Here is a 23,686-nt window from a genome sequence, read left to right as displayed (position 1 = left end):
CCCCCCCCGGATAGGTCGCCCGACCTCTTCCGAAACCGAGAGAAACGAAGGAAGGCACCATGAACAGAAAGCTCGGAGCGCTCGCCCTCGCGGGCACCGCAGCGCTCGTGCTGGCCGGCTGCGCCGGCGGCGGCACCCCCAGCGACACCCCCGAGGCCGCGGAGATCCGCGTCTGGCTCGTCGGCACCGATACGCCCCAGGAAGCGCGGGACTATCTCGTCGAGACCTTCGAGGCCGAGAACCCCGGCAGCACCCTGGTCATCGAGGAGCAGCAGTGGACCGGGCTGGTTGACAAGCTCACGACGAGCCTGTCGAGCAACGACAGCCCCGACATCGTCGAGATGGGCAATACGCAAGCGCCCGCGTTCACCTCCAGCGGCGCACTCCTGAGCCTGGCCGACATCGAGCAGCAGCTCGGCGGGAGCGACCTTCTCCCCGGCTTCGTCGAGGCCGGCAGCTGGGACGGCACGCTCTATGCCGCTCCGTACTACTCGGGGTCGCGCGTCGTGTTCTACAACACGGCGCTGTATGACCAGGCCGGTGTCGCCGTGCCGACCACGCTCGATGAGTACGTCTCGGGCGGCGTCGCGCTCGCCGAAGCCCTGCCGGGCGTCTCGGGCGTCTACTTCCCCGGTAAGGACTGGTACAACGCGCTTCCCTTCGTGTGGGAGAACGGCGGCGAGATCGCCGTGCAGGATGGCGACCAGTGGGATGCACAGCTGTCGAGCCCCGAGTCCCAGGCGGGCCTCGCTCAGGTGCAGGAACTCATGACGAAGGCGTCGCTTGCTCCCAAGGACGGCGACGAGGCCGAAGGCTGGGTCCCCTTCCGGATGCAGGAGTCGGCGACCTACTCCGCGCCGAGCTGGGCGTACTGGTCGATCATCGCCGACGAGGACGGCAACGACACGGCAGTCGTCGACACGACCGGATACTACGCGTTGCCGGGCATGGACGGCGGGGCAGCTCAGGTCTTCGCCGGCGGCTCGAACGTCGGCATCTCGGCGAAGTCGCAGCACCCGGAGCTGGCGAAGTCGGCCCTTGAGATCATGCTCTCGGACGAGTACCAGTCGATCCTCGCCGGCGCGGGCCTCGTGCCCGCGAAGGTCTCGCTCGGCGGCGACGTCGCGGCGGCCACCCCGGAGCTCGCGGCGGTCATCGCCGAGGCCGCTGCCAACGCCAAGCTCACGCCGGCGTCGCCGAACTGGGCTGATGTCGAGGCCCAGGGCATCATGCAGGACCTGTTCGTCAACATCGCCAACGGTGGCGACATCGCGACGCTCTCGGCCGACGCCGACGAGCAGATCGAAGCCATCCTCAACGGCTGACGCCGCCGCGGGGGCGCCCTGCGCCGCAGGGTGCCCCCGCAGCGCGTCCCGCCCCGACGTCGAAGGACTCCCCGTCATGGCCACCGTCATCGCCCCCGCCGCTCCGGCAGAGCACGGGACGCCCGAGCCCACGCCCGCGGACGCTCGGCGCCGACGCTTCCCGTGGGCCCCGGTGACGCTGCTCACCCCCGCGCTGATCATGCTGGTCGTCTTCATCGGCTGGCCGCTGGTCCAGCTCGTGGTGATGTCGTTCCAGGAGTTCGGTCGCGCCCAGATCTTCGGGGCCGCCCCCGAGTTCATCGGCCTCGACAACTACGCCGCGGTGCTCACCGACCCCGAGTTCTGGGCGGTGCTGGCTCGCAGCATCGCGCTGTGCGTCGTGAGCGTCGCGGCCACGATGGCGCTCGGCATCCTCATCGCCGTCCTCATGACGAAGCTGAGCGCCGCGATGCGCACCGCCGTCTCGGTCGCGTTGCTGTTGGCGTGGGCCATGCCGGCGCTGACGGGCACGATCGTGTGGGGCTGGATCTTCGACACCCAGTACGGCCTGGTCAACTGGGTGCTCACGCGCCTGACCGGCACCGACTGGACCGGCCACAGCTGGCTCATCGACCCCGTGAGCTTCTTCGCGGTCGCCGCGATCATCATCACCTGGGGCGCCGTGCCGTTCGTCGCCTTCACCGCCTACGCCGGGTTCACGCAGGTGCCCGACGAGGTCATGGAGGCGGCATCTCTCGACGGCGCATCCGGGTTCGCGCGCTTCCGTCTCATCGTCGTCCCGTACGTGCGGTCGATCCTGCTCGTGCTGCTGATCCTGCAGATCATCTGGGACCTGCGGGTGTTCGCGCAGATCTACGCGCTGCAGTCGATCGGCGGGGTGCGCGCCGAGACCAACACGATCGGCGTCTACATCTACAGCGTCTCGATGGCCTCGGGCGATCTCGGCGCCGGAGGGGCCATCTCGGTCATCCTCGTCGCCGTCTTGCTGCTGGTCTCGGGGTACTGGATCCGCACGATGCTGCGTCAGGAGGAGCAGTCATGAACGCGCGTCCCCGGCGGCTGTCGAGCCGCATCCTGCTCAACCTCGCGGCCGTGATCGTCATCCTCTTCTCGATCTTCCCCGTGTACTGGATGGTCAACACGTCGCTGCTGCCGGCATCCGCGGTGCGCTCGTCCACGCCGCACTGGTGGCCCGACCAGTTCACCCTCTCGAACTACCAGACCGCGCTCGGCGACGCGGGCCTGCTCACGGCGCTCGGCAACTCCGTCGCGGTTACCGCGATCACCCTCGTCGCGGCGCTCGTGTTCGCCTTCCTCGCGGCGCTCGCCGTCTCGCGCTACCGCTTCCGCAGCCGCCGGTCGTTCATCATCGCGATCCTGGTCGTGCAGATGATCCCCGCCGAGGCGATGATCATCTCGGTGTTCCGTCTGCTCGACGGCTGGTACCTGCTCAACACGATCATCGGGCTGAGCTTCGTCTACATCGCCTTCGTGCTGCCGTTCACGATCTGGACCCTGCGGGGATTCGTCGCGGGCGTGCCCGTCGAGCTCGAAGAGGCGGCGATGATCGACGGATGCAGCCGCACGGGCGCGTTCTGGCGGGTCACGTTCCCGCTGCTGGCGCCGGGGCTGATCGCGACGGGCGTGTTCGCGTTCATCCAGGCGTGGAACGAGTTCGTCTTCGCCCTGGTCATCATGACCCGGCCCGAATCGCTCACCCTCCCCATCTGGCTGCGTGCCTTCGTGCAGGCCACGAAGGCCACCGACTGGGCCGTGGTCATGGCGGCTTCGACGATCATGGCGATCCCCGTCATCGTCTTCTTCCTCATCGTCAACCGCAGGATGACCGGCGGCATGGTCGCGGGGGCGGTCAAGGGCTGATGAACGCGCGCACCACTGACCGCTTCCGCACCGGGAGCGGGCGATGAGACTCGGCCTCGACATCGGAGGGACCAAGACGGATGCCGTCGCCGTCGCCGCATCCGGAACCATCGTCGCGCGCGTGCGCCTGGCGACAGGCTGGGGACCGGATGCCGTCGTGCAGACGGTCCTCGACGCCGTCACGGCGGTGCGTGCCGAGGCAGACGCCGAGGGCATCGCCTCCGTCGGGATCGGGATCCCCGGGCAGATCGAACCGGGCAGCGGCCGGGTCGAGCACGCCGTCAACCTCGGGGTCGAGCGACTCGACCTCGTGGCGGCCGTCGCGCCGCTCCTGGGCGTGCCGGTCCGCGTCGACAACGACGTCAAGGCCGCGGCCCTGGGCGCCGCGGCGCTGCGGGCCGAGACCGGAAGCATGGGCTATCTCAACCTCGGCACCGGGATCGCCGCCGCGATCGTTTCGGACGGGGCGCTGTGGCGCGGCGCGCGCGGATCGGCCGGTGAGATCGGGCACCTCTCCGTCGACCCGTCCGGTCCCCGATGCCGCTGTGGCCAGCGCGGGTGCATCGAGGCGTTCGCGGGGGGAGGGGCCGTCGCCTCCCGCTGGGCGAGGCCCGGGGCCTTGCCCATCCGCGACATCTTCGACGCCGCCGACGCCGGGGATGCGGCCGCCGTCGTGCTGCGCTCGCAGATCGCGTACGGGGTCGCTGCGGGCATCCGGGTGCTCGTGCTCACAGCGGACGTGGACGCCGTCGTCCTCGGGGGCGGGCTCACCGGGCTCGGTAAGAGGTTGCGCACCGAGGTCGCGGCGCAGCTCGATGCCAGCGCCCGCGAGTCCGCGTTCCTGCGTTCCCTGCACCTGGCCGAGCGCGTCGAGATGCTGCCGGCTGGGGCTCCCGCCGCCGCGCTCGGTGCCGCCCTCCTCGGCGCCGAGGCCATCGATGAAAGAGAGGCTGTGCCCCATGGCTGAGATCGTGATCGTCCCTGACCGAGAGGCGGCAGGCCGGCTCGTCGCGGACGAGATCGTCCGCCGCATCCGTGCCACCCCCGACATCGTGCTGGGGCTTGCGACCGGGTCGACGCCACTTCCGGTCTACCACGCGCTCCCTGCGGCGCTGGCAGGCGCCGACGTCTCGCGCGTGCGCGGATTCGCGCTCGACGAGTATGTCGGACTCGATCCGGCTCATCCGCAGAGCTACCGCTCGGTGATCACGCGCGAGGTCGTCGCACCGCTGGGCCTCGATCCCGCCCGCGTCCGGGTGCCCGACGGACGACTCGACGGCATCGAGCACGCGGGGGAGGACTACGAACGCGCCATCGCGGATGCCGGGGGTGTCGCGCTGCAGATCCTCGGGATCGGCACCGACGGCCACATCGGGTTCAACGAACCCGGATCGTCGTTCGCGTCCCGCACGCGGGTCAAGACGCTCACACAGCAGACCCGGCACGACAACGCGCGGTTCTTCTCCTCAGCGGACGAGGTGCCGATGCACTGCATCACGCAGGGGCTGGGCACGATCCTGGATGCCGGACACCTGGTGCTCCTTGCCTTCGGATCAGCGAAGGCCGGCGCGCTCGCGGCGGCCGTCGAGGGGCCGGTGTCGGCATCCGTCCCCGGCTCGGCGATCCAGCTGCATCCGCACGTCACGGTCGTCGTCGACGAGGACGCCGCCACGGAGCTCGCGCACGCCGACTACTACCGCTACGCCTACGCGAACAAGCCCGCCTGGCAGGGTCTCTAGCCGGCCCCCGGCGGGCGCGTGGGGGTCAGATCGCGCGGTCCAGGTCGGCCCAGGCGAAGCGGATCAGGTGGGTACGGCTGAGCGGGGCCAGCGGCGTCTGCGCAACCTCGCTCTCGGTCAGCCACCGCAGGTCCGTGATCTCGCCGCTCGGCACGGCATACGCGTCGGGGACGCGGAGCAGGAAGGCGTCAGCGACAACCCGATGGCCGGGCTCGTTCGCCGCTGCCGCGTCGAATCGCCCGAGGGGCAGGAATCGCTCCGCTGCCGCACGGATGCCGGTCTCCTCGGCGACCTCGCGGACGACGGCATCCACCGCGCTCTCGCCGGGATCGGGCTTTCCGCCCGGCTGCTGGAAGACTCGCGCTCCGCGTTTGCGCACCACCAGGGTCCGGCCGTCCGCGCTGACGATGACGGCGGCGCTCACGCGCACCACTCCCGTCACGGGGTGAAGACCTTGCCCGGATTGAGGATGCCCTGCGGATCGAAGACGCGCGCGATCTGACGCTGCAGGTCCCACTGGTCCTCGCCGAGTTCCTCGGCAAGCCAGCGCCGCTTGAGCACGCCGATGCCGTGCTCGCCGGTGAGCGTTCCGCCCAGGTCCAGCGCAGCGTGGAACAGCTCATCCGCGGCCTGCCACACGATATCGGGCACCTCGGTGCCGCTGAAGATGAAGTTCGGGTGCAGGTTGCCGTCGCCGGCGTGGGCCACGGTGGGGATCACCAGGCCGTACCGCCGCTCGATCTCGGCGATGCGCGTGAACATCGAGCCCAGCTCCGAGCGGGGCACCGACACATCCTCGATCAGTGTCGTCCCCAGCCGTGCCATCGCTGGATGCAGGGACCTGCGGATCGTCAGGAGCCGATCGCCCTCGGCGGGATCGGTCGAGACCGCGACGGTGCCTCCGGCGGCCCGCAGGACGGCGGCGATGGCGGCGGCATCCGTCTCAGCGGTCGGGCCGTCGGTCTGGATCGTGACCTGGGCCGCGCCGGGGGTGGGCGGCGCGAGGCTCAGCAGGGCGTGGATGGCCGCGAGGGATGCCGCATCCAGCAGTTCCATGATCGCCGGCTGGAGCCCCGCGGCCGTGACCGCGCTGCAGGCGGTCGCCGCCGAGCCGGCATCGGTGAAGGTCGCCGCGACGGTGCATACCTGTCCGGGAATGAGTCGTCGCAGCTTCAGCGTCGCCCCGACCACGACGCCGAGGATGCCCTCGGATCCGATGACCAGCGAGGTCAGATCGAGGCCTGTCACGCCCTTGACGGTGCGGTGCCCGAGCCGCAGCAGGCGGCCGTCGGCCAGGACGAGATCCACGCCGAGCACCGCATCGCGCACGACTCCGTACTTCGTGCAGAGCAGCCCGCCCGCACCGGTGGCGATGTTCCCGCCCACCGTCGAGATGTCGCGGCTTGCGGGATCGGGTGCCCACCACAGTCCGTGCTCGGCGAGTGCGCGGCCCAGCTCAGCGTTCAGGATGCCCGGTTCGACGACCGCGATCAGATCGTCGGGGCGCACCTCGAGGATGCGGTCCATGCGTCGCAGCGAGAGGGCGATCTCCCCGGGGCCGGCGTTCGCGCCGCCCGCGAGCCCCGTACCGGCACCGCGAGTGACCACCGGCGTGCCAGTGCGCGAGGCGATCCGGAGGGTCGCCTGCACGTCGTCGACCGACTGCGCGTGCACCACGGCGAGGGGGCGGCCGGTACTGGCGTGGCCCGACTTGTCGGCGCGGGCCGCCTCGAGGGAGGCATCCGTCGTGTCGACGCGCTCGCCGAGGTCTGCGCGCAGCAGGGCGAGGACGTCCGCGTCGCTCATGCCAGCCGGCGGCGTCCGGCGAGCACGCCGACCGTGACGGCGATGACCCCGAAGATGAGGCCGACCCAGCCGAGCCCCATGCTCCACCAGGCGATCGTCGCCGAGAGGTAGACGAGCAGCTCGACGATCGCGCGCAGAAACGGATGCACGACGATCACGGCGCGAGGTGACACGAACAGTGCCCACAGCAGGATCGCGACCACCGGCGCGACGATGCCGGCGACGATGTTCCAGGGGAACGGCCAGGCCGCGAATCCCCAGAAGGCGAGCGTTCCGAAGGCGAACAACTCGCAGAGCACCGCGAGCACGTCGACGGCGCTCAGCGCGGGGCGAGTTCCGGCGGGGACGCCGGATCCGGGCGATTCGGTCATGCTCCCAGTCTAGGCCGGTGTCCGGATGCGGCCCGGTGGACAGATCGACGGCAGGCGCTCCCGCGCGTCCGCCCCCCCGGCCCGCCGGAGCCGGGGGTCACACCCGCGTGCCGTCGCTCCAGACGGCGCGCACTGTGAGATCGGCATCCCAGAGCACGGCATCCGCGGCGTAGCCGGGAGCCAGGATGCCCAGGCCCGGACGGCCGATGGCTCTCGCGGGAACGACGGTCAGCGCGTCGACGGCGTCGGGGAGCGCGACACCCGCGGCGACGGCGGTGCGCAGGGCGGCATCCTGGGTGAGTGTCGACCCGGCGATCGCGCCGCCGTCGACCAGGCGCGCGACCCCGCCGGTGACGTCGACCGCAAGCTCTCCCAGCAGGTAGCGTCCGTCGCCGGCACCCGCGGCGGCCATCGCGTCGGTGATGAGGGTCACGCGTCCGGGGGCGGCGGCGAAGAGCATCCGGACCAGCTCCGGATGCACGTGCACGCCGTCGGCGATCACTTCGATGATCATCCGCGGGTCGGCGGTGGCGGCGGCCACGGGCCCGGGCATCCGGTGATGCAGTGGTGGCATCGCGTTGAACGCGTGGGTCAGGATGCGTGCCCCGGCGTCGATCGCCCGGCTGGTCACGGCGAAGTCGGCATCCGTGTGCCCGACCGCGACGGCGACACCGGCGTCGGTGAAGGCGCGGATCGCGTCCATGCCGCCGTCGAGCTCGGGGGCGAGGGTGACCTGCCGGATCGTCCCGGCGCCGGCATCCAGGAGCGCGTCGATCGCGCCCGGAGTCGGCAGCGCAAGCGCGTGCGGGTCGTGCGCGCCGCGGTGTGCGTGATCGAGGAACGGGCCCTCCAGGTGTGAGCCGAGGATGTCCGGATCCGTCCGGGTCATCCGCGCGATGCGTGCCACCCGGTCGACCAGGTGCGGGATGCTGCCCGAAACGAGGGAGAGTACGGCCCGGGTCGTCCCGTGCGCGCGGTGCAGATCGCGGGCGGCACGGATGTCGGCCTCGGCGTCTTCGAAGGAGTGACCACCCCCGCCATGACCGTGGATGTCGATGAGTCCCGGTGTGAGCATCGCCCCCGGTCCCGCCAGGGCGCGCCCGTCGATGACGGTCGCGCCCGCATCCCCCGCCCGCCAGCCGTCTCCATCGCCGATCGCCCCGACCACGCCGCCGCGAAGCTGGACCCACCCGTCACGGATCTCGACGCCGTCGGAGACGAGGCGGACACCGTGGATGACGGTCAGCGCGGCATCCGGAGTGGTCATCGTGCCTCCTCGCCGCTCCACGGGATCTCCGGTGACCGGCGGAAGCGGATGCCCAGAGCAGTCCACAGTCCATCGAGCCGGCCCACCCGCTGTCGAAACGACTCCCAGGTGCGCGCCGGGCTCTGACCTGTCGCGGGAGACCAGCCCGCTTCGGCGGCAGCCGCGATCCTCGGGAACATGAGCAGGTCGATGTCCTCGGGGCGTCGGACCGTTTCGGTCCACAGCGCCGCCTCGACGCCGAGGATGTCGCGTTCCGCCACTCCCTCGAGCAGTGTGGCCGGCTCCCATGTGTAGGACCGCTCGACGCTGGTCGGACCGTTCGCCCACACGAGCCCCAGCTCCGAATCGGCGGAGTCCTTCATGTCGAGGTAGACGGCGTCGGCCGGTGAAAGGATGAGGCGCCCACCGCGAGAGACGAATCCGCGTGCCTTCTCGTCCATCCCGTCGGCGGGCGTGAGCAAGCCCCAGTACTGTCCCACCGAGCCCGGATACAGGCCGCTTGCCGCGCCCGCTTCGTGCCACAGCACCGGCGTCTTCCCGGCCTCCGCGACCGCGCGCGATGCGAGCGCCACGAACGCCGCGTACGCGCCGGGGTCGGTGCCGAGCGCTTCGTCGCCGCCGAGATGGAGGTAGGGGCCCGGGGTCATCGCGGCGAGGTCGGCGACGACATCCGTCACGAACGCGTCAGTGGCAGGGTCGCCGATACGCAGCGACGAGAAGCCGACCGCGATGCCCTCGTACGGTTCGCCGGCGACCGGGAGAGTGCTGCCGTATGTCTCGACGACCTCGCAGATGTGCTCCGAGAGCACGGGCGGCTCGGCGAGCTCGGGATAGGCCACCCCGACCGCGTGCGTGTGCCCGGGCAGGTCGATCTCCGGAACGACGGTCATGTGCCGTTCGGCGGCGTACGCGACGATGCGGGAGTAGTCGTCACCGGTGTAGTGGCCGCCGGCATCGCCATCGACGGACGTGGCCGACGCCCGCTCGGTGAGCGCTGCGCGTGAGGGGAGTGCGATGCGCCAGCCCTGGTCATCCGTCAGATGCAGATGAAGGCGATTGAGCTTCAGCTGCGAGGCCCGGTCGATGACGCCGAGGACCACCTCGACGGGGAAGAAGTGGCGCGCGACGTCGAGCATGACGCCACGGTAGGAGAAGCGCGGTGCGTCGGTGATCTGAACCTGCGGAACGCGCCATCCGTCCGCGGCGGGCTCGATGAGTTGAGCGAGGGACTGGATGCCGTAGAACAGCCCCGCCGGGTCGGCGCCGACCACCGCGACGCCGGCGTCGGAGACGGTCAGCGTGTAGGACTCGGCAGCTGCGGCATCCGTCGTCGCGAGCAGAATCCGGGGACCGGTCGCGACCCGCTGGAGGGCTATCGAACCCTGGGTGCGTGCCGACACGAGGGCGGTGAGAACACCGACCGCGGTCTCGTCCCCGCCCACGGTGCACCCCGCCGTGAGAGCGAAGGCCGGGCCGTCTTCGGTGACGACCTCGCGGGGCAGGGGCACGAGTCCGCCCGGGACGGGTCCGGGAGCTGCCACGGGCGGGGCCTCGAGGGTCATGTAAAGAGTCCTAACAAATACGGTGGCTTCACTCTACCAATGGCGACCGGACGGATCGAGGCCCCGGGGCGATCGGGTATGCTCGGGGTGTCGCGACTGGCGTTGAGGTGGATGACCACCGGGGAGCGACCGACACGGTACTCGACCGCACGCCTGGGTCGATACGGACCCCACCCGAAGCCGTCGTCCACGCCCCGCCCGCACCAAGGAGCCGAACGCCATGAGCGACTCGTTCTTCACCGCCCCCCTCGCCGAAGTCGATCCCGAGATCGCCCAGGTCCTCGACCGTGAGCTGGCTCGCCAGCAGGGTTATCTCGAGATGATCGCCTCGGAGAATTTCGTGCCGGTCTCGGTCCTGCAGTCCCAGGGCTCGGTGCTCACGAACAAGTACGCCGAGGGGTACCCCGGGAAGCGCTACTACGGCGGCTGCGAGGAGGTCGACGTCGCCGAAGAGCTCGCGATCGCACGCGCCAAGGCCCTGTTCGGCGCCGAGTTCGCCAATGTCCAGCCGCACTCCGGTGCCACCGCGAACGCCGCTGTGCTGCACGCGATCGCCCGGCCCGGCGACACGATCCTCGGGCTCTCCCTCGATCACGGGGGGCACCTGACGCACGGCATGAAGGCCAACTTCTCCGGCCGCCTCTACGACATCGTCGCCTACGGCGTGGATCCCGAGACCAGCCTGATCGACATGGATGAGGTGCGCCGCCTTGCCGTCGAACACCGACCGCAGGTCATCATCGCGGGGTGGTCGGCCTACCCCCGCCAGCTCGACTTCGCGCGCTTCCGCGAGATCGCCGACGAGGTCGGGGCACTGCTGTGGGTCGACATGGCGCATTTCGCCGGACTCGTCGCCGGTGGCGTGCACCCCTCGCCTGTTCCTCACGCGCACGTCGTGTCGTCCACCGTCCACAAGACGATCGGCGGGCCCCGATCGGGCTTCATCCTGACCAACGACGAGGCGATCGCGAAGAAGATCAACTCCGCCGTCTTCCCCGGGCAGCAGGGCGGCCCGCTCATGCACGTCATCGCGGCGAAGGCGACGGCGTTCAAACTCGCGGCCACGCCCGAGTTCCGCGAGCGTCAGCAGCGCACCGTGCGGGGCGCGAAGATCCTCGCCGACCGGCTCGCGCAGTGCGACGTCGCCGATGCCGGCATCGCCGTCCGTTCGGGCGGGACGGATGTGCACCTCGTACTCGTCGACCTGCGAAACGCCGCGATCGATGGCAAGCAGGCCGAGGATCTGCTGCACGAGATCCACATCACGGTCAACCGCAACGCGGTCCCCAACGACCCTCGCCCGCCGATGGTCACCTCGGGCCTGCGGATCGGGACGCCCGCGCTTGCGACGCGGGGGTTCGGTGACGCCGAGTTCGCCGAGGTGGCGGACATCATCGCTCTCGCCCTGTTGCCCGATCCCGACGTGGATGCGCTGCGTACGCGGGTGGCGACATTGACGGAAGCCTTCCCGCTCTATCCGGGTCTCGCCCAGTAGGTCGCGTCCGCGCGTGCCGGTGCCGCTGGCGGGGGTGGTGTTCGACCACGCCCGGTCTGGATGCATCGGGGCTCGCCCCGTAGGATACCTATCGACGTAGTGATCTGCCCGGGACGCTGATGTCGCCGGGCGACGACAGGAGACGCGAATGACTGCACAACTGCTCGACGGTACCGCGACAGCCGCCACGATCAAGGAGGAGCTGCGCGAGCGGGTCGCCGCTCTCGCAGCCAAGGGCGTCGTGCCGGGTCTGGGCACGCTTCTGGTGGGAGATGACGGCGCATCGCGGTCGTACGTGACCGGCAAGCACCGCGACTGCGCCGAGGTCGGCGTGGCCTCGATCGCCGTCGAGCTGCCCGCGACCGCGACCCAGGAGGAGATCGCGGATGCGGTGCGCGCGCTCAACGCGGATCCCGCCGTCACGGGATTCATCGTGCAGCTCCCGCTGCCCAAGGGCATCGACGAGAACGCCATCCTTGAGCTCATCGACCCGGCCAAGGATGCCGACGGTCTGCATCCGACCAACCTCGGTCGCCTCGTGCTGGGCGTGGACCCTGCCACGGCGATCCCGGCGCCGCTGCCGTGCACGCCCGCGGGGATCATCGAGCTGCTCACCCGTCACGGCGTGCAGATCGCCGGCAAGCATGTCACGGTGATCGGACGCGGCATCACTGTGGGCCGCCCCCTGGGGCTGCTGCTGACCCGCAAGGGGACCGACGCCACCGTGACACTTACGCACTCACGCACCCCCGACCTCGAAGCCCAGGTGCGCAAGGCCGACATCGTCGTCGCAGCGGTCGGTCAGCCGCACCTGGTGAAGCCCGAGTGGATCGCCCCGGGGGCGGCGGTGCTCGATGTCGGCGTCACGCGCGTCGGCACCACCGAGACCGGCCGCGCCAAGCTCGCCGGCGACGTCGACCCGGCCGTTGCGGAGGTCGCCGGCTGGCTCTCTCCGAACCCCGGCGGCGTCGGTCCCATGACCCGCGCGATGCTCGTGGCGAACGTCGTCGAGACCGCGGAGCGGCTCGCCGGCTGACCGGCGGGGCGTGTGACCGAGGCTGACCCCGCGGGCGTCCCCGCCTCGACGCCCCTCGAACAGTGGCTGGACCGGCTCGCCGAGGCGACCGGTGCGCCCGGCGGCGGTGCCGCGAGTGCCGTCATGCTCGCTCTCGGTGCCGGATTGCTGCGGATGGTGGCCGGATACACCCCGGGCCAGGACCGCGCGACCGCGGCGGGGGAGCGGGTCGCCGCGCTTCGCGTGCGAGCCCTGGCGGCATCGGATGCCGACAGTCGCGCATCCGTCGCGCTGGGTGCGGCCCTCGCGCTGCCGACCGACGACCCTGACCGGGACGCCCGTCTGCTCGACGCGGCGCTGCGCGGCGCGCAGTCATCCGTCGATATCGGCGAGGTCGGCATCGCGCTGGTCGGCGAACTCGACGTGCTCGAGCGGGTGGGGAACCGCCACCTGGACTCCGATCTCGCGGTGGCCCGCGAGGCGGTGCGCGCCGGTCTCGGCGGAGCTCTCGTGAACCTGCGCGCCAATCTCGATCTCATCGCCGCGCACGCGCCCTCGGTACCCGGCGGCGCGGGCGAGGCGGCCGAGCGTGAGCTGCGCGATGCCGGCGAGCGCATCGCCAGTGCACGGGGCTCCCTGGCCGCCCTGTCCTAGACGCATGGGCGCGACACATCACGGTCGCGTGGCTCTGGCACAATGGCGCCGTGATGTCCGCTCTCCGTGCCCGATCCCGCCGCCGGCGCGTGGGAATGATCGGCGGGATCATCGCGCTTGCGCTGCTGTACGTCGTGGTGATCGCGCTGTATGCGGCCGGTGGTCGCATAGACCACGCCGAGGTCTCGAGCGGTGGCGACGGCTCTCCACTGGTGCTGACCCTGACCCCGGTCGATATCGACGGCACTGCCGGTCACATGACGCTGCGCATCACCCCCGGGCCCCTCGGCGCCTACTCTTCAGACCAGTTCTCGATGGACGAGACCGTGCAGATTCTCGTGACCGGAACCGATGGGTCGCGCACGATCGAGTACGGCGCGGAGGAGGTCGCCGGCCCGCAGACCATCGTGCTCACGCTGGACGGGTTCATCGAGCAGTGGCCCTTCGACCGGTACACCACCGAAACGCTGATCGTCCCGTTGCGAGCGGATGCCGACGGGCAGGGCGTGCCGATTCCGTACAGCCTGACTGCCGATGGTCGAGTCCCCGGCTGGAACGTCGATGCCGAGGCAGTGTCGACGGCATCCATGGTGACCGAAGACGGGCCGATCACGGTGCTCGGCGTGCAGTTCACCGTCACGCGGGCGGCATCCACCATCGCCTTCGGTGTCGTGCTGCTCACGCTGATGGTGATCGCGCCCGTGCTCGTGCTCACGGCCGCCATCACGGTCTACCGCGGACGACGCAGGATCGAGGCGACGATGCTCGGCTGGATCGGTGCGATGCTGTTCGCGACGATCCCGCTGCGCAACTTCCTGCCCGGGTCTCCGCCGATCGGATCGTGGGTCGACTACCTGATCGTCCTGTGGGTCATCGCAGCGCTCATCGCGGGGCTTGTCATCTTCGTGCTCGCCTGGCTGCGCAGCGGTCCCGACGGTCCGGCCGTCGCCTCGCAGTCCGCGGACGGCGAGAACGGTGATCGCGCTCGGGTGCGCGCGGGAGACGGCGGATCCGATGGGGACGGCGACGCGGGCGGAGACGACTGAGCGCCTAGGTGTACCCGGCGGTGTCGCCCCCGCGGGCGCCGTCCCACAGTCGCCCGGTCTGCGCCTCCAGGCGGTCGTCGACGAGGTCGTACACGAACCACGCGATCACGAGGAGGACGGGCGGCGCGATCCAGCCCCAGAGCAGGCCGGACACGCTGACCCCCGACAACACGACGACGAGTATCCAGACGACTGCCGCGACCAGCAGCACGACCGCTGCCTGCACGAGCTTCGCGCCCGCGCGCGTCAGGCCACGGCTGGAGCGCTCGGCCCGCGAGCCGAGCCATCGCCGTAGGCCCGGTTTCACCCAGATCGTCGCGAGGGCGAGGACCACGGCCGCCCACAGCACCGACCAGCCGACGGACACCTGAGGCATGAGCAGCCCGATCAGCAGCAAGACGACCAGGTCGAAGACATAGAGGGTCACGAAGCGGATCACCCAGGCGCGCACGGCTCCAGCGTGCCACGGATCCGGCGTTCGCGTCGCCTCGCGCCGTCGCCTCGCGGTGCTCGTGCATACCTCGACGACGTCGAGCGTCACGCGACGCAGAGGCTACGCGTGACGCTCGAGGAACGCGTAGACCTCGGAGTCGTCGACACCGGGGAAGTTGCCACGGGGGAGCGGTGTGAACATCTGCATGTGAACGCGGGCGCTCGGCCACGCTTTGCCCTCCCATCGGGCCGTGAGTTCGGCGGGAGCGCGCCGGCAGCAGGCCTGGTCGGGACACGTCGATACCGCGCGTTTGGTGGTCTCCCGCCCGCGGAACCACCGTGCATCGTCGAACGGGACCCCGACGCTGATCGAGAACTCGCCGTCGGCGGTGGTCCCCGTCTGGGTGGAGCACCAGAACGTCCCCGCCGGGGTGTCGGTGTACTGGTAGTGCTCGGTGGTGCGGTTCTGCTCCGAGAACGCGGCGCGCGCTGACCACTTGCGGCAGGCGATCTGTCCGTCGACAGCCCCCGTTACATCCATCGGCAGGGGCAGGTCGTCGTTCTCGTAGACGCGGGAGATGGCCCCGGAGCCATCCACGCGCAAGAAATGCAGACGGATGCCCAGATGCTGCGTCATGAGGTTCGTCATCCGCATCGCCGCTGCCTCATGAGTCACCCCGAACGCGTCGCGGAAGTCCTCGACGGCAAGGTTGCGGTCCTTCTTGGCCTGCTGCAGGAATGCGACACCGTTCGTCTCGGGGATCAGGCAGCACGCTGCGAAGTAGTTGATCTCGAGTCGCTGCTGCAGGAAGTGGGCGTACGAGGTCGGTCGCTGGTGTCCCAGCAGTCGGTGCGCCATCGCCTGCAGCGCCATCGACCGCAGCCCATGGCCGCCCGGGATCGACGCCGGCGGCAAGTAGATGCGCCCGTTCTCCAGGTCGGTCACCGAGCGCGTCGACTGTGGCAGGTCGTTGACGTACAGCAGTTCGAACCCGAGCCGCTCGGCCATGATGCTCACTGTCCGGTGCGTGAGAGCGCCGGAGACATGGCCGGCTGCGGCAAGCTGCTTCTCGGCGAGCTTCTCGATCTCGGGTAGGTAGTTGTCGAGATCGCGCATCCGCAACCGCAGCTCAGTGTTGGCCCGGCGCGCCTCCTCGGGGGTCGCGATGGCTTCGCGTTCGCGACGCTCGAGCTCGCGATGCAGACCGAGGATGGATTCGATCGTCTCATCCGGCATCCCCTTGGTCACCTTGACGGGGGCGATTCCGAGCCGACGGAAGACCGGGCTGGCCTGTGCGCGCTCCAGTTCGATCTCCAGTGCTGCGCGCCGGTTCGGCGGCTCCGCCGCGAGCAGGTCGGTGACCTCGAGTCCAGTCGCCTGCGCGATCGCCTGGAGCAGGGACAGTTTCGGTTCCCGTTTCCCATTCTCGATGAGGCTCAGCTGGCTTCCCGCGACGCCGACCTGGGCGCCCAGCTCGTCGAGGGTCCACCCGCGGGAGACGCGTTCATGACGGATGCGGTGCCCGAGAGTCACCAGTTCGAGGTTGGTGGGTGCCATTCCTTGATGCTAGCGAAAGAAGTGCGTTTCTTACGAGACGTAGTCGCTTCAAACGACGCTCAGCCTGCACGAGAGTAGAGAAAGACCCCACCGCGACCCCTTCGTACGACAGGAGCGAGAATGGCCATCGCCGACGTTACTCGACCCACCGCCTCCGCGCCCGCGTCCACCTCAGGACAGCTGCCGACGATTTCCGGCCCCGGTATGGACGCCCTCATCGAGTGGGTCGACGAGATCGCCGCGCTCACCAAACCCGACCGCATCCATTGGGTGAACGGTTCACGCGCGGAAAACGACGCGCTGTTGCGAGAGCAGGTCGACCAGGGCAAGCTCATCAAGCTCAACCCCGAATGGCGTCCCGGCTCGTACCTGGCTCGTTCCCATCCGAGCGACGTCGCGCGAACCGAGGCCCGTACATTCATCGCCTCGGAGCGGGAGGAAGATGCCGGCCCCACGAACAACTGGGTCGCGCCCTCCGAGATCCGTGCGACGATCACCCCGCTGTTCGACGGGTCGATGCGGGGCCGCACGATGTACGTCGTTCCCTTCTCGATGGGAGCCGTCGGCGGCCCGCTCTCGCACATCGGTGTGCAGGTCACCGACAGTGCGTACGCGGTGACCTCGATCGGCATCATGACGCGCGTGGGCACCGACGTCCTGCGGGAGATCGCGAACGGTGCGGCGTGGGTCAAGACCGTCCACTCCGTCGGGGCGCCCCTTGCTCCCGGCGAGGAGGACGTGGCCTGGCCGTGCAATGACGAGAAGTACATCGTGCACTTCCCCGACACCCTCGAGGTCTGGTCGTACGGCTCGGGCTACGGCGGGAACGCCATCCTCGCGAAGAAGTGCTTCGCATTGCGGATCGCATCCGTGATCGGGCGGGACGAGGGGTGGATGGCTGAGCACATGCTGCTCATCCGTGTCATCAGTCCCCAGGGGAAGGCGTACCACATCGCCGCTGCCTTCCCGTCGGCGTGTGGCAAGACGAACCTCGCCATGCTGCGCCCGACGATTCCCGGATGGCGCGTCGAGACGCTCGGCGATGACATCGCGTGGCTGCGACCGGGTGATGACGGACGCCTGTGGGCGATCAACCCCGAGGCCGGCTTCTTCGGCGTCGCTCCGGGCACCGGTGAGTCCACGAACGTCACCGCGGTGGAGACCCTCTGGGGCAACACGATCTTCACGAACGTCGCCCTGCGTCCCGACGGCGACGTGTGGTGGGAAGGCCTGACCGATGAGCCGCCCGCAGAGCTGATCGACTGGGAAGGCAACCCCTGGACGCCGGCCTCCGGTCGACCCGCCGCCCACCCGAATTCCCGCTTCACGGTGCGTGCCGACCAGTGCCCGCAGATCGCCGACGACTGGGATGCGCCCGAGGGTGTGCCGATCGACGCGATCTTGTTCGGGGGCCGCCGCGCGACGAATGTGCCGCTCGTGGTCGAGGCCACTGACTGGGCCCACGGGGTGTTCCTCGGCTCGACCATCTCGTCCGAGCGCACCGCCGCGGCCGAGGGCACCGTCGGTGAACTGCGTCGCGACCCGTTCGCGATGCTGCCGTTCTGCGGATACAACATGGCCGACTACTTCGGTCACTGGATCAAGATGGGCCAGAAGCTCCGCTTCGACCGCGCTCCGAGGATCTTCCAGGTCAACTGGTTCCGCAAGGGAACGGATGGCCGGTTCCTGTGGCCGGGATTCGGCGACAACTCGCGGGTCATCGAGTGGATCGTCCGGCGCGTCGACGGTGAGGTCCCCGCCGTCGACAGCCCCATCGGGCGGCTCCCTCGCATCGAGGACCTCAACCTCGAAGGCATCGAGGTGCCGGCCGAGGACCTCGAGGAGCTGTTCGCGGTCGACCCCCAGTCGTGGTTGCACGAGGCCGACCTCACCGAGGAGTTCTTCGGTGTCTTCGATGGTCGCATCCCGGCCCCGCTGAACGCTGAACTCGCAGCCCTTCGCTACCGCCTCAAGTCCTCCTGACCCGGGCGTCCTCCTCCCGCCCGTACCCGGCGCAACCCGCGCCCCTCGCGAACCCACCCCTTCTTGCCCCAGCCCACAGGTTTCGGCCGCAGGAAGGGGTGGGTTCGTCGAGATTGTTGTTGGTTCGGCGGGGTGGGTCAGACCAGGAGCTGGTGGCGCGCGAGGTCGCGGTAGAGGGGCGTGGACTCGACCAGTTCGCCGTGCGTGCCCTGACCGATGACCTCACCGTTCTGCATGACGACGATCAGGTCGCTGTCGACGACTGTCGACAGTCGGTGAGCGATCACGATGAGCGTGCGCTCCGCGGCCACCGCATCGATCGCGTCACGCATCCGCTGCTCATTCAAGCCGTCCAGCGATGACGTCGATTCATCCAGGAGCAGGATCGGCGGTGCGGCAAGCAGCGCACGTGCGATCGCGAGGCGCTGGCGCTCGCCCCCCGAGAGCATGACGCCGTTCTCGCCGACGGGCGCTTCCAGGCGGAGGGGACTGCGCTCGAGCACCTCGGTCAGGTTCACCGCGTCGAGGACGCGCTCGCAATCGGCATCCGTCGCGTCGGGCGAGGCGAGCCGGAGGTTCTGGGCGATCGTCCCCGCGAGGGTGGGCGCGTCCTGCTCGACGTAGCCCAACTGTGCCCGCAGCCGCTCACGGGGCAGCGTGCGGATGTCCACCCCGCCGAGCAGGATCGCCCCGTCGGTCGGGTCGTAGAACCGTTCGATGAGCGCAAGTGTCGTGCTCTTGCCGGCGCCGGAGGGGCCGACGATCGCGACGCGCGCGCCGCGCGGCACCTGGAAGGAGACGCCGCGCAGGACGTCTCCGGCGGCGATGGACGGGTCACCTCCGGCAGCAGCCTCGGATGCCGCATCCGCCGGAGTGTCGGTGGTTCCCGAGTCCGCCGTCGGCAGTGTCAGAGCCGAGGTATCGACGTGCGCGCTCTCGAGCACCGCGCGGGCCTCGGTCTCCGCACGGCGCCGGGCCGCGACGACGGCCTCCGGGTACCGGAACCACACGTCGCGGAACTCGATCGCGATCTCGGGTGATTCGATTGGCGCACGCTGCGCATCGGGGCCAGCGCCCGCGGCGTGTTGTGACATATGAACGGCGGGTGCCACGGCGGACACGGATGCCGCGATCCGAGCGTCATCGGCGTCCTCGGTCGGCAGGTCGAGGACCTCCTGGATGCGTCCCAGGGCGCCGAGAGCCTGGTTCACCGAGGTGATGGCCCCGAAGAAGCTGCCGAGGGGGCCGACGAGAAGAAATAGGAAGAGGATGAAGGTGACGAGGTTCGCGATGTCGATCGCACCGGAGGCGACTCGGTATCCACCGACGCCGAGGACGACCAGCAGCGACACCTGCAGGGCGATCCCCGCGACCGGCACGACGAGTGCGGAGACCTTCGCGATCCGAACGCCGACGCGGTACGCGTCCGTTGCGACGCCCGTGATGTCCGCGACCTCGCGCTCGGTGGCACCGGCGGCTCGCACCGTCCGAATCGAACTGACGGCCCGTTCCACCGAGGAGGCCAGCTCGCCGACCTTCTCCTGCTGCTCTCCGGTCGCGCGACGGATGCGGCCGCTGAGCACCACGACCCCGGCGATGGACACACCGATGACCACGACGATGGCGGCAAGCAGGAGAGGGTCGATCAGGGCCATCGCGACGAGGGCGCCGACGAAGATGAGGGAGTTGCCCACCGCATCCGCGAGCCCCTGCGTCAGGACGGCGTACAGGAGCGTCGTGTCGGTGCCGACGCGCGAGACCAGATCGCCTGTGCGGCGGGCGTCGAACTCCCGGATGGGCAGGTGCAGAATGCGGGCGACGAGTTGTCGCCTGCTCGAGTAGACGACGGCGGTCCCGGTTCGCTGCAGCAGGTAGTGCTGGAATCCGGAGATGAGAGAGGCGGCGACGACGAGCGCGACGATGCCCCACACGAGCAGACCGAGCCCGTCGTTCGCCTCGACGCGGGCGATCACCTGGCCGACGAGCAACGGCTGAGCGAGCGTTGCGACGGCGCCCAGGACGCTCAGGACGGCGACCACGATCAGCACGTTCCGGTGCTCGAGCAGGAACGGGATCAGCTGACGGAACGTCGCGCGCGGACCTTCCTCGGGGGTGCGACGACCACGGCGGGCGGGACGCGTATCAGCGCGCGACATGCAGACCTCGTTTCGGCGGGAGGGGCTCCTATGACCGTACTCCCGTCACGTGACCACACGCTGCGACCTCCGGTGCGGGGCGCCTCGCGCCGGAGGATGCCGCGCGAGGCACGGAGCAGACGAGGGGCGGCCCGGGAAACCCCGGACCGCCCCTCGCCAGCTGGCCGGTGTCAGCCGATCATGTCGGCGTCGCTGTATCCGGTGCCGTTGTACTTCTGGACGATCACGCTCGATACGGCCGGCTCGCCGGGGATCGTGGTGGTCACCGCGGTCCCGGGAAGCATGAGCGGCGCCTCGAAGTCCGTGACCTCTCGCAGGTGCAGCATGAAGTCGTCGCGCGTCGGCTCGGTCATGTTCTGGAAGACCTGCTCGAGCGTGGCGCCGATCATGTAGCTCCACATGCAGTGGGGGAACGCCGGCGGGTCTGCGTAGTCGCCGTATTCCTTCAGGTCGGACAGGAACGTCACGACATCCTCATCCTCCGCAAAGGCCGGGCTTGCCGGAGCCTTGGAGAACGACACCGAGTAGACCCCGGGGAAGGCTGCTGCGTTGCCCGGCCCGAGAATCGCGGTCGGGCTCGATGTGTTCGACGGCAGGAACCAGCTCGGAAGCCAGCCGAGTTCCTGAGCCTTCTGCAGCGACGAGATCACGAGCGGGGTGATCGACATCGCGTTGAAGAAGACGTCTGCGCCGCTGGCCGCCAACTCGGTCAACTGAGCGTCGACCGATGTGTCGGTGGCCTCGTAGCTGAGCTCTTTGACGATCTCGATGTTGCTCGCGCCCTCGACGGCTTCCTTGAAGCCCTCGACGTAGCCCTGGCCGTAATCGTCGTTCTGATACAGGATCGCGACCTTGTGGTCGCCCGACTCGGCGAGCAGCTCCCCGAATGCGGCGCCCTCGTTCTGGTAGATCGGCACGAAGCCGAGCTGCCAGGGGCTCTCCTCGGGGTCGGAGAACAACGGGTCGCCGGTCATGATCAGGACCTGCGGGAACTCCTCGTCGATCGCCGCCTCCCGCCACGCGCGGTTGGTCGGCGTGCCGAGGCCCGAGGTAGCGGCGAACACGTCGTCGGCGACCATCTGCTGGAAGTTGGCGAGCGCCTTCTGGGGGTCATACGCGTCGTCGTAGGACTTGACCTCGACAGTGCGCGTCTTGCCGTCTCCGAACTCGATGCCGCCCTCGGCGTTTCGGGCGCCCATGTAGGCGGCGAGGCCGGCAACCGTGCACGTGCCTGGCCCCGCGGTCGCGCCCGACAGCGGTGTCGAGACCCCGAGCGCGATGGTGGTATCGGTGATGCCCGGACTGTTCGCGACGGCGCCGTCTGTGCTGTCACCGCCGCCGGAGTCCCCGCCTCGGGAGCATCCGGCGGCGAGCAGGGCGACGATGCCGATGCCCGCAACCACGGAGACTGCCCGTGTTCTGGTGCGAAGAGTGCTCATGTGTTGTGCCTCTTTTCTTCTGGTGTGGTGTGGGAGGGAGAAGTCGATGCCGGGGGTTTGGCGGATCCGCCGCGGCGCCCGGCGGGTCCGGCTTCACGGCGAGCCAGCCGTCGGAGCGCACGCGGGAGGGAGGCCAGTCCGCCCGGCAGGAGGAACAGGACCGCGAGGAGGATGACACCCTGCAGGAAGGCCGTCATGCCCGGGTTGATGATGTTGGTCCACTGCGGCACGAGAACGTAGTAGGCGCCGCCGAGCAGAGAGCCCACGATGCTCCCCGCGCCGCCGATCACCATCGCTGCCAGCAGCGAGATCGAGTGGCCGAAGCTCAGGGTCTCGGGGGAGGTGTACTGGACGACCACCATGTACATGAACCCGGCGACACCGCCGATGATCGACGCGATCGTGAAGGCGAGCACCTTGTACCAGTAGGGGGAGACCCCCATGGATGCCGCGACGGCCTCGTTCGACTTCACGATCGCGAGAGCCCGGCCGAACTTCCCGTGTACCAGGTTGCGGGTCAGCAGGTACACGATGACGGTGATCAGGATGACGATGTACAGCTGCCACTGATCGTTGTAGAGACCGGTCCACTCCGGGGCGGATGAGAACCGTGCCGAGATTCCCTGAGACCCGCCCGTGAACTCCGAGAGGCGCTTGGCCAGGGGCACCCCGACGATCGGGAGAGCGATCGTCACCATGGCGATCGCGAGACCGCCGAGTCTGCTCGCCGCGAGGGCGACGATCAGTCCGACGACGCCGGGGAGGATGCACGCGAGCGCGAACACGAGAAGGATGTTCCAGTCCTGCGTCACCCCGTACGCCGTGACGTAGGCCCCCAGCCCCACGAAGAAGATCTGACCGAGCGAGACCTGACCGGCGTAGCCCATGACGACGTTGAGTCCGAGCACAGCGACCGCGAATACGCCGATGCGGGCAGCCGTCTGGTTCGCGAACTCGGGCAGGACGAGGGGCCCCACGATCAGAATGGCGGCGATGACGGCGATCACGACCCACCGCACCCACGGGCGGCGGGCGCGTCGGGGAGTCGTCGAGAAGTCGGTTGTCGAGATCATCACACGCGCACCACCGTCTTGCGTCCGAACAGCCCCTGCGGTCGCACGAGCAGCACCACGAAGATCAGAATGAACGGCACCGCGATCTTCATGTCGTGGCCGATGAAGGGCACGTACACCGCCGCGAGGTTCTCCAGCACACCGATGAGCCACGCCGCGATGACGACTCCGATCGGGCTGGACAGCCCGCCGAGGATCACCGCCGCCAGCGCGTAGACGAGGGCAGAGTCCATCATTCCGGGAGTGAGGGTCAGTTGCGGTGCGACGAGCGCGCCGGCGACGGCGCCGAGCGCCGCAGCCAGGCCCCAGCCGACCATGAGCATCCGGCCGACGGGTATTCCCGAGAATGCCGCCGATTGCGGGTTCACCGCGACTGCCCGGAGCGCGAGCCCGAGCTTCGTGCCCACGAACAGCAGCTGGAGCAGTCCCATGATCGCAAGGATGACGAAGATCGTTCCCAGCGAGCGGACGCTGATCACGGCTCCGAGAAGGGTGACCGTCTCCAGCGGGAACAGGGACGGAAACAGCAGGTTGTTGTACGACCAGATCCAGCCGACGAAGCCTGTGACGAGTGTCAACAGGCCGATCGTCACGACCACGGCGGTGTCGGGATCGCCGCCTTCGAACCGGCGCATCAGGAACCGCTCGACGATCGCGCCGAAGAGGAACGCGAACAGCACCGAGATCAGGATCGCGAGGATCAGGGGGAGCCCGACCTGCGTCAGGGTGTACGCCACGTAGGCCGCGAGCACCGCCATCCCGCCTTGGGCGAAGTTGATCAGTCCGGTCGCCTGGTTCACCAGGACGATCGCCAGTGCGAGCGCCGCGTAGATCGATCCGGTCGAGAGACCGTCGACGACCAGTTGGACGAAGGTTCCCATCCG

The 23,686-nt window shown here is 69.5% G+C and carries 21 protein-coding genes and 1 riboswitch; of the genes, 10 read left to right on the top strand and 11 right to left on the bottom strand.

Annotation, left to right across the window (positions count from 1 at the left end; translation table 11 throughout):
• Window positions 1-59 precede the first annotated feature (59 nt).
• From ACSGC5_RS12200 to ACSGC5_RS12180, 5 genes are all read left to right on the top strand, one after another.
• Complete coding sequence (locus ACSGC5_RS12200) at window positions 60-1,325, top strand: extracellular solute-binding protein (RefSeq protein ID WP_434970890.1); 1,266 nt, start codon at window positions 60-62, stop codon at window positions 1,323-1,325.
• A 76-nt stretch (window positions 1,326-1,401) separates the two neighbouring features.
• Window positions 1,402-2,367: a carbohydrate ABC transporter permease gene (locus ACSGC5_RS12195; RefSeq protein WP_434970888.1), complete on the top strand. Its 966-nt coding sequence runs from the start codon at window positions 1,402-1,404 to the stop codon at window positions 2,365-2,367.
• Complete coding sequence (locus ACSGC5_RS12190; RefSeq protein WP_434970887.1) at window positions 2,364-3,206, top strand: carbohydrate ABC transporter permease; 843 nt, start codon at window positions 2,364-2,366, stop codon at window positions 3,204-3,206. The genes ACSGC5_RS12195 and ACSGC5_RS12190 overlap by 4 nt, the downstream gene beginning before the upstream one ends.
• Before the next feature lie 43 nt (window positions 3,207-3,249).
• Window positions 3,250-4,173, top strand: coding sequence for an ROK family protein (locus ACSGC5_RS12185; RefSeq protein WP_434970886.1), 924 nt, complete (start codon window positions 3,250-3,252; stop codon window positions 4,171-4,173).
• On the top strand, window positions 4,166-4,945 hold the full coding sequence (locus ACSGC5_RS12180; RefSeq protein ID WP_434970885.1) for a glucosamine-6-phosphate deaminase: 780 nt from the start codon (window positions 4,166-4,168) through the stop codon (window positions 4,943-4,945). Before ACSGC5_RS12185 ends, ACSGC5_RS12180 begins: the two co-directional genes overlap by 8 nt.
• A gap of 25 nt (window positions 4,946-4,970) precedes the next feature.
• Here the strand turns inward: ACSGC5_RS12180 and ACSGC5_RS12175 are convergent, their stop codons facing one another.
• The 5 genes from ACSGC5_RS12175 to ACSGC5_RS12155 all read right to left on the bottom strand — a co-directional run bounded on the left by ACSGC5_RS12175 (window position 4,971) and on the right by ACSGC5_RS12155 (window position 9,951).
• Entirely contained in the window at window positions 4,971-5,369 is a 399-nt protein-coding gene (locus tag ACSGC5_RS12175) for an NUDIX hydrolase (protein WP_434970884.1), read from the bottom strand.
• Between the two features lie 14 nt (window positions 5,370-5,383).
• Window positions 5,384-6,751 carry an FAD-binding oxidoreductase gene (locus ACSGC5_RS12170; protein ID WP_434970883.1) on the bottom strand — a complete coding sequence of 456 codons (1,368 nt, stop codon included), beginning with the start codon at window positions 6,749-6,751 and terminating at the stop codon, window positions 5,384-5,386.
• Window positions 6,748-7,122, bottom strand: a complete 375-nt coding sequence (locus ACSGC5_RS12165; RefSeq protein WP_434970882.1) for a YrdB family protein — start codon at window positions 7,120-7,122, stop codon at window positions 6,748-6,750. The genes ACSGC5_RS12170 and ACSGC5_RS12165 overlap by 4 nt, the downstream gene beginning before the upstream one ends.
• 97 nt (window positions 7,123-7,219) lie before the next feature.
• Window positions 7,220-8,389, bottom strand: a complete 1,170-nt coding sequence (locus ACSGC5_RS12160; RefSeq protein ID WP_434970881.1) for an N-acetylglucosamine-6-phosphate deacetylase — start codon at window positions 8,387-8,389, stop codon at window positions 7,220-7,222.
• Window positions 8,386-9,951, bottom strand: coding sequence for a family 20 glycosylhydrolase (locus tag ACSGC5_RS12155; RefSeq protein ID WP_434970880.1), 1,566 nt, complete (start codon window positions 9,949-9,951; stop codon window positions 8,386-8,388). Before ACSGC5_RS12155 ends, ACSGC5_RS12160 begins: the two co-directional genes overlap by 4 nt.
• An 82-nt stretch (window positions 9,952-10,033) precedes the next feature.
• A riboswitch (ZMP/ZTP riboswitch) is annotated at window positions 10,034-10,117 on the top strand.
• Between the two features lie 54 nt (window positions 10,118-10,171).
• On the opposite strand from ACSGC5_RS12155, the gene glyA reads away from it, so the two are divergent.
• The 4 genes from glyA (at window position 10,172) to ACSGC5_RS12135 (ending at window position 14,161) form a co-directional block, all read left to right on the top strand.
• On the top strand, window positions 10,172-11,446 hold the full coding sequence (gene glyA, locus ACSGC5_RS12150; protein ID WP_434970879.1) for a serine hydroxymethyltransferase: 1,275 nt from the start codon (window positions 10,172-10,174) through the stop codon (window positions 11,444-11,446).
• A gap of 148 nt (window positions 11,447-11,594) precedes the next feature.
• Window positions 11,595-12,482, top strand: coding sequence for a bifunctional methylenetetrahydrofolate dehydrogenase/methenyltetrahydrofolate cyclohydrolase (locus tag ACSGC5_RS12145; RefSeq protein ID WP_434970878.1), 888 nt, complete (start codon window positions 11,595-11,597; stop codon window positions 12,480-12,482).
• 12 nt (window positions 12,483-12,494) lie between these two features.
• Window positions 12,495-13,115, top strand: a complete 621-nt coding sequence (locus tag ACSGC5_RS12140; protein WP_434970877.1) for a cyclodeaminase/cyclohydrolase family protein — start codon at window positions 12,495-12,497, stop codon at window positions 13,113-13,115.
• A 53-nt stretch (window positions 13,116-13,168) separates the two neighbouring features.
• Window positions 13,169-14,161, top strand: coding sequence for a DUF4436 family protein (locus tag ACSGC5_RS12135; RefSeq protein WP_434970900.1), 993 nt, complete (start codon window positions 13,169-13,171; stop codon window positions 14,159-14,161).
• A 4-nt stretch (window positions 14,162-14,165) separates the two neighbouring features.
• Here the strand turns inward: ACSGC5_RS12135 and ACSGC5_RS12130 are convergent, their stop codons facing one another.
• Window positions 14,166-14,702, bottom strand: a complete 537-nt coding sequence (locus ACSGC5_RS12130; RefSeq protein WP_434970876.1) for a hypothetical protein — start codon at window positions 14,700-14,702, stop codon at window positions 14,166-14,168.
• Between the two features lie 12 nt (window positions 14,703-14,714).
• Window positions 14,715-16,151, bottom strand: a complete 1,437-nt coding sequence (locus ACSGC5_RS12125; RefSeq protein WP_434970875.1) for a helix-turn-helix domain-containing protein — start codon at window positions 16,149-16,151, stop codon at window positions 14,715-14,717.
• A 120-nt stretch (window positions 16,152-16,271) separates the two neighbouring features.
• Between ACSGC5_RS12125 and ACSGC5_RS12120 the strand changes: the two genes are divergently transcribed.
• Window positions 16,272-18,134 (top strand): phosphoenolpyruvate carboxykinase (GTP), encoded by a 1,863-nt coding sequence (locus ACSGC5_RS12120; RefSeq protein ID WP_434970874.1) that lies wholly within the window; start codon window positions 16,272-16,274, stop codon window positions 18,132-18,134.
• Between the two features lie 137 nt (window positions 18,135-18,271).
• On the opposite strand, the gene ACSGC5_RS12115 is transcribed toward ACSGC5_RS12120, so the two are convergent.
• From ACSGC5_RS12115 to ACSGC5_RS12100, 4 genes are all read right to left on the bottom strand, one after another.
• Window positions 18,272-20,290 (bottom strand): ABC transporter ATP-binding protein, encoded by a 2,019-nt coding sequence (locus ACSGC5_RS12115; protein WP_434970873.1) that lies wholly within the window; start codon window positions 20,288-20,290, stop codon window positions 18,272-18,274.
• A gap of 170 nt (window positions 20,291-20,460) precedes the next feature.
• A complete protein-coding gene (locus ACSGC5_RS12110) occupies window positions 20,461-21,729 on the bottom strand; it encodes an ABC transporter substrate-binding protein (protein ID WP_434970872.1) in 1,269 nt (422 codons plus the stop codon).
• Entirely contained in the window at window positions 21,726-22,802 is a 1,077-nt protein-coding gene (locus tag ACSGC5_RS12105; protein ID WP_434970871.1) for a branched-chain amino acid ABC transporter permease, read from the bottom strand. The genes ACSGC5_RS12110 and ACSGC5_RS12105 overlap by 4 nt, the downstream gene beginning before the upstream one ends.
• Complete coding sequence (locus tag ACSGC5_RS12100; protein ID WP_434970870.1) at window positions 22,802-23,683, bottom strand: branched-chain amino acid ABC transporter permease; 882 nt, start codon at window positions 23,681-23,683, stop codon at window positions 22,802-22,804. The genes ACSGC5_RS12105 and ACSGC5_RS12100 overlap by 1 nt, the downstream gene beginning before the upstream one ends.
• Window positions 23,684-23,686 lie beyond the last annotated feature (3 nt).

Origin of the sequence: Microbacterium sp. bgisy207 (assembly GCF_965345035.1) — a bacterium.
Taxonomy (GTDB): domain Bacteria; phylum Actinomycetota; class Actinomycetes; order Actinomycetales; family Microbacteriaceae; genus Microbacterium.
Note: the sequence above shows the minus strand (reverse complement) of the source record. Positions and strands in the feature narration are given on the sequence as shown.